This window comes from Klebsiella scottii (assembly GCF_036561945.1).
GTDB classification, from domain to species: domain Bacteria; phylum Pseudomonadota; class Gammaproteobacteria; order Enterobacterales; family Enterobacteriaceae; genus Klebsiella; species Klebsiella scottii.
Genome location: NZ_JARXNI010000020.1, coordinates 1172986 through 1187605, shown reverse-complemented (window position 1 = coordinate 1187605; position 14620 = coordinate 1172986). Strand labels below are relative to the sequence as shown.

Annotated in this window: 12 protein-coding genes and 1 pseudogene; 1 reads left to right on the top strand and 12 read right to left on the bottom strand. The window is 62.9% G+C overall.

What is annotated here, in order from left to right; all coding sequences use genetic code 11:
* Nucleotides 1–87: 87 nt before the first annotated feature.
* From QFI97_RS13305 to QFI97_RS13285, 5 genes and pseudogenes are all read right to left on the bottom strand, one after another.
* On the bottom strand, nucleotides 88–987 hold the full coding sequence (locus QFI97_RS13305) for a MurR/RpiR family transcriptional regulator (RefSeq protein WP_095102145.1): 900 nt from the start codon (nucleotides 985–987) through the stop codon (nucleotides 88–90).
* Nucleotides 984–1963: pseudogene (locus QFI97_RS13300) on the bottom strand (iron-siderophore ABC transporter substrate-binding protein). Before QFI97_RS13300 ends, QFI97_RS13305 begins: the two are co-directional and overlap by 4 nt.
* Nucleotides 1953–3005, bottom strand: coding sequence for a FecCD family ABC transporter permease (locus QFI97_RS13295; protein ID WP_346431343.1), 1053 nt, complete (start codon nucleotides 3003–3005; stop codon nucleotides 1953–1955). The pseudogene QFI97_RS13300 and the gene QFI97_RS13295 overlap by 11 nt, the downstream one beginning before the upstream one ends.
* Entirely contained in the window at nucleotides 3002–4021 is a 1020-nt protein-coding gene (locus QFI97_RS13290; protein ID WP_346431342.1) for a FecCD family ABC transporter permease, read from the bottom strand. The genes QFI97_RS13295 and QFI97_RS13290 overlap by 4 nt, the downstream gene beginning before the upstream one ends.
* On the bottom strand, nucleotides 4018–4839 hold the full coding sequence (locus tag QFI97_RS13285) for an ABC transporter ATP-binding protein (protein ID WP_095102137.1): 822 nt from the start codon (nucleotides 4837–4839) through the stop codon (nucleotides 4018–4020). Before QFI97_RS13285 ends, QFI97_RS13290 begins: the two co-directional genes overlap by 4 nt.
* 427 nt (nucleotides 4840–5266) lie before the next feature.
* On the opposite strand from QFI97_RS13285, the gene QFI97_RS13280 reads away from it, so the two are divergent.
* Nucleotides 5267–7429: a TonB-dependent siderophore receptor gene (locus QFI97_RS13280; RefSeq protein WP_157349255.1), complete on the top strand. Its 2163-nt coding sequence runs from the start codon at nucleotides 5267–5269 to the stop codon at nucleotides 7427–7429.
* A gap of 63 nt (nucleotides 7430–7492) precedes the next feature.
* Here the strand turns inward: QFI97_RS13280 and QFI97_RS13275 are convergent, their stop codons facing one another.
* From QFI97_RS13275 to QFI97_RS13245, 7 genes are all read right to left on the bottom strand, one after another.
* On the bottom strand, nucleotides 7493–8269 hold the full coding sequence (locus tag QFI97_RS13275; RefSeq protein ID WP_095102135.1) for an ABC transporter ATP-binding protein: 777 nt from the start codon (nucleotides 8267–8269) through the stop codon (nucleotides 7493–7495).
* Nucleotides 8263–9258, bottom strand: a complete 996-nt coding sequence (locus QFI97_RS13270; protein ID WP_095102133.1) for an ABC transporter permease — start codon at nucleotides 9256–9258, stop codon at nucleotides 8263–8265. The genes QFI97_RS13275 and QFI97_RS13270 overlap by 7 nt, the downstream gene beginning before the upstream one ends.
* Complete coding sequence (locus tag QFI97_RS13265; RefSeq protein ID WP_346431341.1) at nucleotides 9239–10276, bottom strand: ABC transporter substrate-binding protein; 1038 nt, start codon at nucleotides 10274–10276, stop codon at nucleotides 9239–9241. Before QFI97_RS13265 ends, QFI97_RS13270 begins: the two co-directional genes overlap by 20 nt.
* Complete coding sequence (locus tag QFI97_RS13260) at nucleotides 10273–11247, bottom strand: ABC transporter substrate-binding protein (protein WP_346431340.1); 975 nt, start codon at nucleotides 11245–11247, stop codon at nucleotides 10273–10275. The genes QFI97_RS13265 and QFI97_RS13260 overlap by 4 nt, the downstream gene beginning before the upstream one ends.
* 11 nt (nucleotides 11248–11258) lie before the next feature.
* Nucleotides 11259–12347, bottom strand: a complete 1089-nt coding sequence (locus tag QFI97_RS13255) for an acyl-CoA dehydrogenase family protein (RefSeq protein ID WP_095102294.1) — start codon at nucleotides 12345–12347, stop codon at nucleotides 11259–11261.
* 71 nt (nucleotides 12348–12418) lie between these two features.
* Nucleotides 12419–13504 carry an LLM class flavin-dependent oxidoreductase gene (locus tag QFI97_RS13250; RefSeq protein ID WP_346431339.1) on the bottom strand — a complete coding sequence of 362 codons (1086 nt, stop codon included), beginning with the start codon at nucleotides 13502–13504 and terminating at the stop codon, nucleotides 12419–12421.
* A 144-nt stretch (nucleotides 13505–13648) separates the two neighbouring features.
* Nucleotides 13649–14542, bottom strand: a complete 894-nt coding sequence (locus QFI97_RS13245) for a LysR family transcriptional regulator (protein WP_346431338.1) — start codon at nucleotides 14540–14542, stop codon at nucleotides 13649–13651.
* Nucleotides 14543–14620: the final 78 nt, after the last annotated feature.

Here is a 14620-nt window from a genome sequence, read left to right as displayed (position 1 = left end):
CTTTTTATGCATTTATTTTGCATAAAAATACACATACTCAGCATGGCATGCAACCACAAACCTTAGCTGCGGTGATTTATCTGGCTCTTAGCTACGCTTACCGCCAGATTTACCGATCGCTTTGTGCAGCTCGTTGATGCGCTTCATCGATTTCATGGTTTTTTGCGGAGCGGTAGAGGCGACCGACAGCACCATCATTTCCAGGCATACCAGCACCGTTCCGTGCAGCGGTACCCGCCCGTTATCGCCGCCGCGCGGCACCTCGATAACCACCTGCGCCTCCTGGCTGAAGCGGGAATCGACCGCCTGGGTCAGCAGAATCGTCGGAATACCGAGCCGCCGGGCCTCCCGCAGGGTGGTCATGCCCTCCCGGTGGGGGGATTTTTGCCCCATCATAATCAGCACGTCGCCGCGCTGCAGGCCGATCAGCTGTTCGGCGAGGCTAAAACCGGTGCGGTTCAGGACGTAGGAAGGCAGGCCGATGCGGCTGAACAGCCTGCCGGTATACTCCGCCAGAATCCCCGACGCCCCGATGCCGAAAATCGCCACCTGGCGCGCGTCGGTCAGCAGGGCCACCGCCTGCGCGACCGCCGCGCGGTTGTCAGGACGGGAGAGCACCTCACAGGCGCGCTGGTGGCCCTCCAGCACGAAATCGATGCTCGAATTGACGTCGGTAGAGAGCGCATTGACGGTCGAGAGCATTTTCTCCGAGGAGGTAATCGACGGGCCAAACCAGCGCTCCATCGTCTGCTTCAGCTCACGCAGCCCGGCGAAGCCCAGCGCCTGGATGGCCCTGACCACCGTGGCGTCGGAGGTGTGGGTGGCGGTGGCAATCTCCATCGCCGTGCGCTCCAGCACCACCTCGCGGTTGTCGTTGATATAGCTGACCACCGCCAGCAGGCGCGGCGACAACTGATGCGCCCGGGCGCGAAAGCGGTCGCCAAACAGGTCAACCCGCCCCTTCTCGCGTTTTAGCGGCGTTTTCATTTCAGCCCCGCCGGCAGCGGACGTCCGGCAATATGCGACTGCACTTCGGCCGCCATCAGGCTCAGGGCGGCGAAGGAGTTGGAGATCACGTCCTCGCGCGGCAGCAGGATATAGCGTCCGCTGCGGCAGGCGCGCATAAAGTCGCACCAGCCCGGCATCACGGCCTCCATCGCCTGCAGCTCGTCCTGCGGTTTACCGCCGGTGTCGGAGCGCCAGGTCGCAAAGACGAAATCGGCATCCAGCTCCGGCAGCTGCTCGGCGCTGACGTCGATGCGCTGGCCGTCGGGAATACCTTCAATCAGCGGCGGGAAGCGGAAGCCGGCATCGCGCAGCACCCGCCCCAGCGCGTGATAGGCGTGATGGACGGTCACTTTACCGCCGTTGGCCTGAATCACCGAGACGGTAATCTTCTGCGTATCTACCGCGGCCTTCAGCTGCTTAATCTGCTCCTGATAGCGTCGTTCAAGCACCGCCAGCCGCGCCTCGGAGCCGGTAAGCTGCGCCAGCTTAGCGTAAATGCGCGGCGCGCTGCCCTGCAGATGGTCGATGCTCACCGTCGGGGCGATCTTCTCCAGCTGTTCAACGGAGACGTGGCGGCTGGGCTCGGTAATGATCAGGTCCGGCCTGGCCGCGGCCACGGCTTCAAGATCGATATCCGCAGTACCGATAAACTGAATATCGCTGTTATCAAAATCGACGCCGGTAAGCTGGGCGCTGGAGCGCAGATAGTGGCTACCGTCCGGGCGCGTACGCCCGTGGCTGGCGACCGGCGGCACGCCGAGCTCAATCAGCGGGATCGTAATATCCAGATCGTGCATCGAGACAATCCGCTGCGGATGCAGCGGCACGTTCACCACCCGACCTAAATCATCGGTAAATTTTTGCGTCTGACTCGCGGCGGCACCTGCGGTGCCGGCCACGCAAAGCAGCAGAGGAACTAACCAACGCATAGCAATCCTTCAGATTTACAGGGCATCACGACGACGCCACAGCAGCAGAATAAAAAACGGACACCCCACCAGGGCGATCACAATCCCGGCCGGGATTTGCAGCGGCGCAAAGGCCACCCGCCCGATGGTGTCGGTCACCAATACCAGCAGAGCGCCAACCAGCGCGCTGCCGCACAGCAGCGCGACCTGGCCGCCGCGCAGCAGAAAGCGCGCCATATGCGGCGCCATCAGGCCAACGAAGCCGAGGCTGCCCACGCAGGAGACGCTGGCTGAGGTCAGCAGAACCGGAGCAAAAAAGCGCAGCAGCGTCAGCTGCTGCAGCCGGACGCCGAGGCCGATCGCCGTTCGGTCGCCGAGCAGCGCCACGTCCGCCGCCCGGGCGGTAAGAAACAGGATCAGCGCCCCGGGCAACGCCCAGCAGAAAGCGACCGCCAGCAGCGGCCAGGTCGCCGCATGCAGGCTTCCCGCCAGCCAGATCATCGCCGTCTGCACGTCGCGGACGTCGGCGGTGGTCATAAAAATGCCGACCGCCGCGGCCAGCGTCCAGGAGACGCCGATACCGATCAAAATGAAGCGCGGCCGCGAACAGTCGCGCGCCAGCGCCAGCACCAGCAGCGCCACCAGCACGCCGCCGACCATTCCTGCCAGCGGTTGCCACGCCAGCGCGATCGCCGGGAAGAACAGAATCAGCGTCAGCACCACCACGCTGGCCCCCTCCTTGACGCCGATAAGCCCCGGATCCGCCAGTCCGTTACGGGTGATGCTCTGCATCGCCGCGCCGGCCATCCCCAGCATCGCTCCGCACAGCAGCGCCATAAACATCCGCGGCAGGCGGATATCGAACAGAATAAAACGCTGCTGCCCGGTGACGCTATCCGCGGCCAGCAGCGCCCGGAGCAAGGTTCCGGAAGGCAGCGGAAAACTGCCGCGCGTCAGGCCAAACGCGCCGAGGATCGCCACCACGACGAACAGCCCGGCGGCCATCTTCAGCGCCGCCGGGCGCAGCAGAATATGACGACTCCCGACAATCAGCGGGCGGAATCCGGCACGACGTGCGGCGCTTTTCATTTAAAGAATCTCGCGGCAATAAAGATAAACAGCGGCGCCCCCACCAGGGCGGTCATCGCCCCGGTCGCCAGCTCCTGAGGCGCCACCAGGGTACGCGCCGCAATATCCGCCAGCACCAGCACCAGGGCGCCCACCGGCGCCGCTAGCGGTAGCGCCAGGCGAATATCCTCGGTAATCAGCCGCCGCACCACGTGCGGGACCACCAGGCCAACAAAGCCGATCGGCCCGGCAACGGCTACCGCCGAACCGCACAGTAGCGCGATCGCGGTCAGCCCCAGCAGCCGGGTTTGGCCGATCTTCACGCCCAGCCCCAGCGCGACTTTATCCCCCAGCGCCAGCACGTTAAGCCGCGGGGCGATGGTGAGCGCAATCAGCAGCCCGCCCAGCGCCGGGATCAGCGCCGCACGCAGCGTCTGCCACTTCAGTCCGGCAAGATCGCCGGCCAGCCACGTACGCATCGCCAGCAGCGTTTGCTCATCCAGAATCAGGATCGCCGCGGTCACCGCCGACGCAAAGGCCGAGAGCGCCACCCCGCACAGGGTGATGCGCAGCGGCGTCATGCCGCCGCGTCCGGAGGAGGCCAGCAGCATCACGGCGCCAAACAGCAGCCCCGCGCCGCAGGCGGCGGTCAGCGGGCGGCCGAACGTCACTTCGCCGAGGCCCAGCGCCGAGGTCGCCACCACCGCCAGCGACGCGCCGGCATTAAGCCCAAGAATGTGCGGTTCGCCGAGCGGATTACGGATCACCGTCTGCAGCAGCATGCCCGCGATACCGAGCGCGGCGCCGGTCAGCAGCGCGGCGGCCAGGCGCACAAGGCGTAAATCGACAATAATCCGTTGGTCAAAATCGCGCGGATCGTAATGGAGCAGCGCCTGCAGTATCGTCTGCGGCGCAATCCAGCGCGCCCCCAGCCCCAGGTGCACCAGCGAGCCGCCGACCAGCAGCAGGGTCAGTAGCGCAAGGGCCAGCCGCGGCCGGGCGCGTCGGCGCTGGAGCATCAGCGCGCTGGCGCTCATTGTCCGGCCGCCTGGCGGGCGCGAAAGGGCATAAAGAACGGTTTACCGGTTTGCGGGTTCAGCGACATCTGCACGTCAACGTCAAACACCGTTTTAATCAGCTCCGGCGTGCAGGTTTCATTTTCGTCAATGACCCCGGCAATGCGCCCCTGCTTGAGAAAGACCAGCGTATCGGCATAGTTCACCGCAAAGTTCAGGTCATGCAGGACGGTGACCACCGTGCGCCCGTGTTCGCGGGTCAGGGTCTGCAGCAGTTCGAGAATATCGACCTGATAGCGCAGATCGAGCCAGGTGGTCGGCTCATCGAGCAAAATGGTGGCGGTTTGCTGGGCCAGCGCCATCGCGATCCAGCAGCGCTGGCGCTGGCCGCCGGAGAGGCTGTCCACCGGCAGATGGGCGAATTCGGCGGTGCCGGTGAGCGCCAGCGCCTCTTCCACCGCCCGCTCGTCGGCGTCCGACCACTGGCGCATCAGCCCTTGCCAGGGATAGCGCCCGCGGGAGACCAGCTCGAAGACCGTCAATCCTTCCGGGGTGAGCGGCGACTGGGGCAATATTCCCAACTGGCGCGATACCGCCCGGGTGGGCAGCTCATGAATAACCTGACCGTCGAGGCGCACGCAGCCGCCGAGCGGTTTGAGCATTCGGGCGATAGTCGATAGCAGCGTGGATTTACCGGAGCCGTTGGCCCCGGCCAGTACCGTCATTTTGCCGTGGGGGATCGTCAGATTAATATCGTTGACGATAAGGGTCTGGCCGTATCCGGCCGACAGGGAATCCAGCACAATTCCCTGCTCTGCAGGTATCACCCGCTGTGGCATAACTCGCTCCCGCACCGCAGCGGCGTGGCATCAGGCCCGCACGTACTGCACTCAAACAAAAATACATCTCATTCTCTTTTGATCATGATGTGAATGAATGTAGTAGTCAATACTCTGTTTCGCCCGTAGCGAAAAGGCGCGCCCTACGGCATGACGCGGCAGCAGCCTCTTAATAAAAATAATAATAAACATAAAGATACATACCATTTCCATCACTAAAACCAGCGCCAGAGCGTTGTTTTCAGCAGCGGCATTTTTTTATCTTACATAACGTTTACTACTACATTGCTACGTGATTGAATGATTCTCAATTACATATCTGGGCGCGAATTATAGCGGATAACAGATAGATAATATTTTTAAGGGCAATGATTTAATTGGCTTTATCTGTCCGCAAAGGACAGATTCGTTCATGAGAAACAGACAAATGACGCAATCAACTGTCCCTTTCACGACATTGAAAGGGCGTGCACTTTTTTCACTGATTTTTTTGGGTTCCTTTACTTCTCCGGGGATTATCGCAGCGGAAACCGCAGCGGAAAAAGATAAAAAGGCGAGCGACGAAACCATTACGGTGGTGGCGGACGGCACGCAGCAAAACGCCACCAGCGGCTATCAGCCCCTCAGCAGCTCGACCGCGACGCTGACCTCAATGCCGATGCTGGATATCCCGCAGGTGGTTAACACCGTCAGCGACCAGGTGCTGCAAGATCAGCACGTCACTACGCTCGACGAGGCGCTGTATAACGTCGCTAACGTCGTGCAGACCAATACCCTCGGCGGCACCCAGGACGCCTTTACCCGCCGCGGTTTCGGCGCCAACCGCGACGGTTCCATTATGACCAACGGGCTGCGCACCGTCCTGCCGCGCAGCTTCAACGCCGCCGCCGAGCGCGTGGAGGTGCTGAAAGGCCCGGCCTCGACGCTGTACGGCATTCTCGACCCCGGCGGGCTGATTAACGTGGTGACAAAACGCCCGGAAAAAACCTTCGGCGGATCGATTTCTGCCACCTCCACCAGCTTTGGCGGCGGCAGCGGCCAGTTTGACGTCACCGGGCCCATCGAAGGGACGCGGCTGGCGTACCGGGTCATCGGCGAATATCAGAATGAAGACTACTGGCGCAACTTTGGCAAAGAGAAGAGCAGCTTTATCGCCCCTTCCCTGACCTGGTTTGGCGACCGCGCCACGGTGAACGTGTCGTACTCGCATCGCGACTACAATACGCCGTTCGATCGCGGGACGATTTTCGATCTCACGACCAAAAAGGCCGTTAACGTCGATCGTAAAACGCGTTTTGACGAACCGTTTAACGTTACCGACGGCTATTCCGACCTGGCGCAGCTTAACGCCGAATACCGGCTCAACGAGGCCTGGACCGCCCGCTTCGACTACAGCTACAGCCAGGATCACTACAACGATAACCAGGCTCGGGTCATGGCCTATGATTCGGCCACCGGCGACCTGACCCGGCGCGTTGACGCCACCCACGGCTCAACCCAGAAGATGCACTCGACCCGCGCCGATCTGCAGGGCGACGTGGTGATTGGCGGCTTCTACAACGAGATCCTCAGCGGTATCGCCTACGAGAACTACGATCTGCTGCGCACCGGCATGATCCGCTGTAAAAACGTGAAGGGATTCAATATCTACAACCCGGTCTACGGTACCGTCGATAAATGCACCAGCGTGTCGGCCTCCGACAGCGATCAGCGCATCCAGCAGGAGAGCTACGCCGCCTACGTGCAGGATGCGCTCTACCTGAACGACCGCTGGATCGCCGTCGCCGGCGTGCGCTACCAGTATTACACCCAGTATGCCGGAAAGGGACGCCCGTTTAACGTCAATACCGACAGCAGCGACCAGAAGTGGACGCCGAAATTTGGCCTGGTCTATAAGCTGACGCCGACCATCTCGCTGTTCGGTAACGTGGCGCAGTCGTTTATGCCGCAATCGTCCATCGCCAGCTATATCGGCAACCTGCCGCCGGAAGAGTCCACCTCCTATGAGCTGGGCGCCAAGTTTGAACTGTTCAACGGCGTGACCGCCAATATCGCCCTGTTCGATATTGATAAGCGTAACGTGCTGTACAGCGAAACGGTCGGGGATGAAACCATTGCCAAAACGGCGGGTAAAGTGCGCTCACGCGGCGTAGAGATGGATGTCGCCGGGTCGTTAACCGACAACCTGAGCATCATCGCCAGCTACGGCTATACCGACGCCAAGGTACTCGACGATCCGGACTACGCCGGCAAGCCGATGCCAAACGTGCCAAAGCATACCGGTTCCCTGTATATGACCTATGACGTGCATAACGTCTATGCCAGCAACACCCTGACGCTCGGCGCCGGGGGGCACGCGGTCAGCAAGCGTTCCGCCACCAACGGCGCGGACTATTATCTGCCGGGGTACGGCGTCGCGGACGTGTTCGCCGCCTATAAGATGAAGCTGCAGTATCCGGTCACCCTGCAGGTTAACGTTAAGAACCTGTTTGATAAGACCTACTACACCTCGTCAATCGGTACCAATAACCTGGGCAACCAGATTGGCGACCCGCGCGAAGTGCAGTTTACGGTGAAGATGGATTTTTAAGCGCCTGACGCTCTCCCGGCGCAGCGCAACGTTGCCGCCGGGAGACGCTCCCCATCGCCAATCTTACCAGTCCTCCGCCTGGCCCAGGATGCGCAAAATGTCCTGCCGATGACCAACCAGCTGCGGATTATCGCGGTGGCGCGGAAAGGGCAGCGGCAGCGTAAATTCGGCAATAATTCGCCCCGGACGCGGCGACATCACCAGCACCCTTTCGCACAGTAGCAGCGCCTCTTCAATATCGTGCGTCACCAGCAGGCTGGTATAGCCCTGCTGCTGCCAGAGCGAGATAAGCTCGCGCTGCATGCTGATGCGCGTCAGGGAATCCAGCTTGCCTAAGGGTTCATCGAGCAGCAGCAGCCGAGGCTCGTTAAGCAGCGCCCGCGCCAGCGCCGCCCGCTGGGCCATTCCGCCGGAGAGCTGACGCGGCCAGGCGGCGCTAAACGCCTCGAGCCCCATCCGCGCAATCAGCGCGTCGGCCTTTGGCTCCAGCCCTTTTCTCCCCTGCGCCTGCGGCCCGAGCAGCACATTTTGCCGCACCGTCAGCCACGGATAGAGGGTCGGGTCCTGAAACACCAGGATCCGCTCCGGCCCCGGAGCCCCCATGCGGCGGTCATCGATCTGCACCTGGCCGCTTTGCAGCGCCTCCAGCCCCGCCAGCAGCCGCAGCAGGGTGGATTTACCGCAGCCCGACGGCCCAAGCAGCGCCACGCTCTCTCCGGGTCGCAGCTGCAGGCTGATATTCTCCAGCACCGGCACCGTCTGCCTGCCCAGCGCGAAGGCGTGGCTCAGATGGGCGATGTCGATGGCCGCACCGGCCGGCGTTGCCGTGGTCGTTACCATGTCATGCCTCCTCGCTGCCAGCTCAGCAGCCGGTCGCGCAAAATAAACAGTCCGCTAATCAGGCCGGAACAGAGAAAGGCCATCACCAGCAGCGCGGCGTACATGTTGGGGTAGGCCGCCCAGCCCTGCGCCCACTGCAGATAAAAGCCGATCCCGGATTTGACGCCCACCATCTCAGCGACGATCAGCACCGAAAACGAGGCGCCTAACCCCATAAACAGCCCGACGAAGACGTTCGGCAGCGCGGCGGGAATGGCCACCCGCAGGATCAGAAAGCGCTGGCTGGCTCCCAGCGTGCGCGCCACGTCGTACCAGGCTTTGTCGATACTCATCACCCCGGACCACGTCAAAACGGTGACCGGAAACCAGGTGCTGAGGGCAATTAAAAAGACGCTGGCCCCGAAGCTGGAAGGGAAGATAAACAGGCACAGCGGCAGCAGCGCCGTTGACGGCACCGGCCCGAGCAGGCGCAGCACCGGATGCAGCCAGTAGCCAATGCGCTGCGACCAGCCAATGGCCAGTCCGCTGATAAAGCCGCTGGATGTCCCGAGCAGCACCCCAAGGCTCAGCAGGCCCAGCGAGTGCAGCAGGCTATCCAGCAGGCGCGGCCAGTCGTCATACAGCACTTCGATCAGCGCCTGCGGCGGGGCAAAAAACGGTACCGGCAGGAGCGCGGATTTCGCCGTCAGCCACTCCCACAGGCCGAACAGCACCGGCAGCAGCGCCAGCCATTTCCCGGCATGCTGCAGACGCCCGCCCCGCTGGCGCCAGTAGCGGTAGCTCAGCGCCAGCAGCAGCAGCCCGCCGGCTATCGCGAACTGCGCCATCGCCCAGCCTTCGCTGTAGGGCCAGCGTCGCCCGGCATCCGGCCACCTGAGGGTAAAAAGCCCGCCCGCCAGCCACAGCGCGGCGGCCAGCAGGCCTTCAGCCCACAGCGGACCGCCCGCCCGCGGCCGCGACAGCGCCTGCTCAGGCGAATACGTTGGCATAAATACTCTCCGCAAACTGATGGGGATCGGTCCCGGGCTTGATCACCTGCACGCGCTGCAGGTCAATAACGTACTGGGTCAGCTCTTTCACGAACGCCTCGCCGACGGCGTGGTGGCCGTGGCCCTGGCCGTGGAGGATCCCCGAGACCTCGGTTTCATTGGTATTTAGCGCGTGGGCCATAAACGCCTGCGCCACGCTTTCCGGATGGGCCGAAGCGTAGCTATGCGCCTCCAGAATGGCCTGGGTCAGCGCGGCGGCCGCCGGCTTGTGGTCCCGCGCCAGCGATCCGCTAACCCCCAGCACGCAGCAGCTGAGGTCGGCATAATCCCCGCTCATATTGCTGGCGATCAGCTGATACTTTCCGGTAGCCAGCAGGCGGTAGCTGAAGGGTTCGCTGCCGCTGATGGCGGCAATCTCGCGTTTATCGAGCGCCACGCTCAGCAAATCGGCGGGATAGACCTTCCACTGCACGTCGCTTAGCGGATCGATCCCGTGACGTTTGAGCAAAATGGCGAAGAAGTTTTTATCCGGGCCGGCCATATCGGTCACCCCGATAGTCTGCCCTTTCAGGCTCTCCAGGCCGCCAAACGGCGAGTTTTTTGCCGTCAGCAGATTCAGGCAGCCGCCGTGCGTCCCGGCGGTGAGCTTGACGTCAAAACCCTGCTCCAGCGCCTTCAGCCAGCGCAGCGCCATCCCGACGCCGGCGTCCGCCTTGCCGGTGGCTATCGCCTCCAGCAGAACGTCGGTCGAATTACCAAAATTGACGAACTCGACGTCGAGGTTGTACTTACTGAAAAACTTCTGCTGCTCGGCCACCGCGACCGGGGCAAGGCACACCGCGCTTTTGTTGATCGCCAGCTTGATTTTGTACGGTTCGGCCAGGCGCAGCGCCAGATTTTCGCCCTCTGCGGGCATCGCCGCCATATCATGCGCCCACAGCGGCCAGGCCGTTGCCGCCAGCGCCGTGCCGGCGCTCAGCTGTAGAAAGCGACGGCGTGAAAAAGCGTGCTGGATCATGGCGTGGTCTCCTGCTGAGCGGCTGGCGCAGGCACGGTAAAGCCGTCATCAAACGTCGGCGTGACGTCCAGCCTGGCGCGAATCAGCCCGTTGGCCTGATAAAAATCGGCGGTGGCCTGCTGCTGGGCGACGATGCGCGAGTCCAGGCGCTGCCACTGCGATTGCCGGTTAGCGAACTGCGCCCGGGCGATATCCGCTGGAAAACGGATAATCTCGCCGAGGGTTTTGCCGTAGCTGTCCAGATTGGCATAGGCCCAGCGCTCCGCTCCCGCCAGGCGATGCAGATAATCCTGCAGCGCCGCCCGTTTAGCCGGGTCCTTGAGGCTGGCGTCGGTGGCAGCAAGGAAGGTATTGCCGGGCAGCAGTCCCTTGCCGCTGACCAGAATTTGCCCCTCGGCGGTTTTCACCAGCTGGGTGGTGTAGGGCTCCCAGGTCGCCCAGGCATCCACCGACCCGTTGAGCAATGCCACTTTGGCATCAACCGGGCCGAGGAAGACCCACTGCACGTCCCTGGGCGATATCCCCGCCTGCTCCAGCGCTTTGAGGGCGACAAAATGGCCGATGGACCCCTTACCGGTAGCGATGCGTTTGCCCTTTAAGTCCGCCGCGCTTTTCAGCGGGCTGTCCGGAGAGACCAGCACCGCGGTGCCGGCGGGGTTGCTCTTATCGACGGCGATCGCTTTTACCGGCGCGCCGTTGGCGAGGGCGAACAGCAGCGGCGCATCGCCGATAATCCCGGCATCAACCGCACCGGCGTTCAGCGCTTCGGCCAGCGGCGCGGCGGCGGGAAACTCCGCCCACTTAATGTCGTAATTCAGGTTCTGCAGCGCATTCGCGGCTTCAAGCTGCGAGCGCATGCCGCCTTTTTGATCGGCAATGCGCAGCGTGACGCGCTCCTGCGCCGCCGCATAGCCGCTCAGCGCCAGCAGCATTAGCGCCGCGGCTAAAGGTGTTCTCTTTCGTTCGCGCATGGTGATTATCCTTATAATTGAAAAGCCTGTTTACCCGCCGCCTGCCAGGCGCTGTCGCTCTGCGGCGTGTGCACCCTTCCGCACAGCACGTTGCGGTAGTGGCGCTCCAGAGGATGCTGGCGGCTGAGCCCGTGATTGCCGGTGAGCTCCAGCGCCAGGCCTACCGCCAGAATGGCGTTGTCGGTGATGGTCACCTTCGCCAGATTGGCTTCAGCGGCGGTAAACCCCAGCGCGGCCGCCCGCTGCAGCAGGCAGCGGTTGGTTAGCAACGCGCTCTCGATCTGCCCTACTTTTTCCTGCACCCGCGGCAGCTGGCTTAGCGGCTGCCCAAGGCTTCCAGGGATACGTGAACGCAGCCAGCCCAGCAGCCAGTCGCGCGCGGCGCGGGCGACGCTGTCGTAAATTGCCGCCAGCAGCGCCGCGTGGCGGTTGGCAAACAGCCGCGTCTGTTCGGCATTCGGCCCCGGCGGCGTCGCCGCAGGCCAGGTCTCCACCGCGCTCTCCGGCGCCAGCAGCACGTTGCTGAAGATCGCTTCATGGCTGCCGGTGGCGCGCATTCCCGCGTGATCCCAGCTCCTGACGATAGTGACGCCGTCACTTTTAGCCGGCACCAGCCAGGTCCCCACCAGCGGGTCGGGGTCATCGCTCCGCGCCCAGACGGCCAGCCAGCTCAGCCCCTCAACGCCGGTGGTATAGAGCTTGTGGCCGTTAAGCCGCCAGCCTTGCGCGGTACGGGTGGCGATCGTTTGCGGCAGGCCGCCGCGCGCCGGGGAACCGAGCTCTGGTTCAACCCGCAGGCTGTTGATGAGGCCGCCGCGCTCGACGGCATCGCGAAAGACCCGTTCGCGCAGCGGCTCCGTCCAGCCATCGCTCTCCGCCAGCCGCAGATGGTGCAGATACTGCATACAGACGATCAGCGCCGTCGCCGGTTCCCCCCACGCGATGGCGGAAATCGCCTCCTGCAGCTGCAGCAGGTCCGCCTGCGCGCCGCCGTAGCGCCGCGGCGTCGCCAGGCTCAGAAAGCCTTCCTGTCGCAGCAGGTCGAGGTTGTGCCGGGGGAATTCGCCGCTGCGGTCAAGTTCTGCCGCCCGTTCCGCCATCTGCCGGCGGATATCCGTCAGCCGCTGCGGCCAGCTGGCCGCCGGCCGAGGCGGAGCCTGGGGAGGATAGCTCACGATACCCGCGCCTTAGCCGCCCGCAGCGCCGCCTTTTCGCGGGCGATCGGCAGCAGCGCTTTGCCATATTCCTGCGCATCGTTGAGCGGATCGAAGCCGCGGATCAGGAAGTTGTGGACCCCGAGGTCGTAGTAATCGAGCAGCGCGTCGGCAACCTGTTCCGGCGTCCCCACCAGCGAGGTAGAGTTATGCCCGCCGCCCACCAGCTTCGCAATGCCGGTCCACAGGCGCTTATCCACCACGTTCCCCTGCTCCGCCGTCGCCCGCAGGCGCTGGGCGCCGACGCTTTCCGGTTTAGCTTTAAATCCACCGTCACTCTGCGCCGCGCGCTCGGAGGCCACGTGTAAAATATGTTCGGCTTTTTCCCAGGCCTGCGCTTCGCTGTCGGCGATAATCGGCCGGAAGGAGACGCTGAAATCAATTTCGCGCTGATGTTTTGCCGCTTCAGCCCGCACCCGCTTAACCGTCTCCTGGGTTTGCCCCAGCGACTCTCCCCACAGGGCAAAGACGTCGGCGTGCTTACCGGCCACCCGAATGGCAGCTTCTGAAGAGCCGCCAAAATAGAGCGGAATATGCGGCTTTTGCAGCGGACGAATGGCCGACCATGCCTGCTCGGCCTGGTAGAACTCATTGGCGATATCGACCGGCTGCTCCGCGGTCCAGATTTTTCGTACCGTTTCAAGGAAGGCGTCGGTGCGCGCATAGCGCTGGTCGTGATTGAGATAGTCGCCGTCGCGGCGCTGTTCGGCATCGTTGCCGCCGCTGATAATATGCACCGCGAGGCGGCCGCCGAGCAGATGCTCAAGGGTGGCGAATTTTCGCGCGGCGAGGGTTGGCGAAACAAAACCCGGGCGGTGGGCGAGCAGGAAGCTGATTTTTTGCGTCGACAGCCCGGCCAGGGCGGTTACCAGAAAGCCATCGGGCTGATCGGACCAATGCCCCACCAGCAGACGGTCAAACCCGGCGGCCTCGTGAGTCTGGGCAAAACGAACGATATAGTCGCGGTCAAAAATCGGCCCTGCCGGGGCGATAGTTTCGGACGCAAGACGGTGGCCGATCATGCCGAGAAACTGAATGCTCATACAAACTCCTTGGGTCAGGGTAACGGGCTGGCCGCGGCGGCGGCGCGATATCGTTACCCTATACACGGGAGCTTAATGAACAAAATGCATTTTTATCATATCTTAATATGCTAAATCAGCATTTAGATAAATTACGCATGTTTTTCAGTCAGATGACGCCAGCTGTTGCACGATTTTTGCGGCAAAAAAAGTGAGCGGCTGCTGAAGATTAGCCAGATTCTGCGCGCTGATTTGCCATAAGCAGACCGCGGGCTGGAAATCGGCCAGCGCCAGGATGCTAATCTCATCGCGCCACGGGCTGGCGGTCAGCGCCGCGCGGGGCACGATGCCCAGCCCCAGCCCCTGCGCCACCAGGCCAATCTGCAGCTGAGCCCCCGCGGTCTCGGTATTAAGCTGTAGCCGCAGCCCCTGGGCCTGCAGCTCGCGAATCAATCCCGCCCGCAGCCCGCAGCCGTCGGGGTTGAGCACCCAGCCGTGCGCCGCGTAGTCCCGGAGCGCCCCGGCGGAGAGGCGCAGGCTCTTGCCGGCAATCACCACGATATCCAGCGGACACAGCAGCCGCCCGCTGTAGCCCTCCGCGAAGGCCTGCTGCGCCGGGCCCATCGCCAGCACGCCGTCAAGCTCGACGCTTTCCAGACGCTTCTGCAGCTGGCCGCTCCAGCCGCAGGTGACCTGCGGCTGGAGGTGCGGGAACTGCTGACGCAGCGCCGTCAGCGCCGGCTGGAGGGCGATTTCAGCCACGCTCTGCGGTAGGCCAAGGCGCAGAACGCCGCGCGGCTCCGCCTCCGGGTCCAGCAGCCCGTAGAGCTTTTTGGTTTCCCGCTTGATGGTCAGGCACTGCTCATATACGCGATGCCCGGCGACGGTCAGGGTCAACGGCCTGGTCTGACGCTCCAGCAGGGTCACGTTCAGCGTCTGTTCCAGCCGCTGCAGCCGGCGGGTGATCGCCGACTGGGTAATGCCCAGATATTCCGCCGCCTGATTCAGCGAGGAGAACTGTACGGTGGCTAACAGGGCGTCGATGTCGTCAATGCGCATAGGTTCCTTAGAGTCAGTCTCGCCAAACTCTTAATGTTTATTTTGCATATTAATATATGCGGAAATTGCATTTAAATA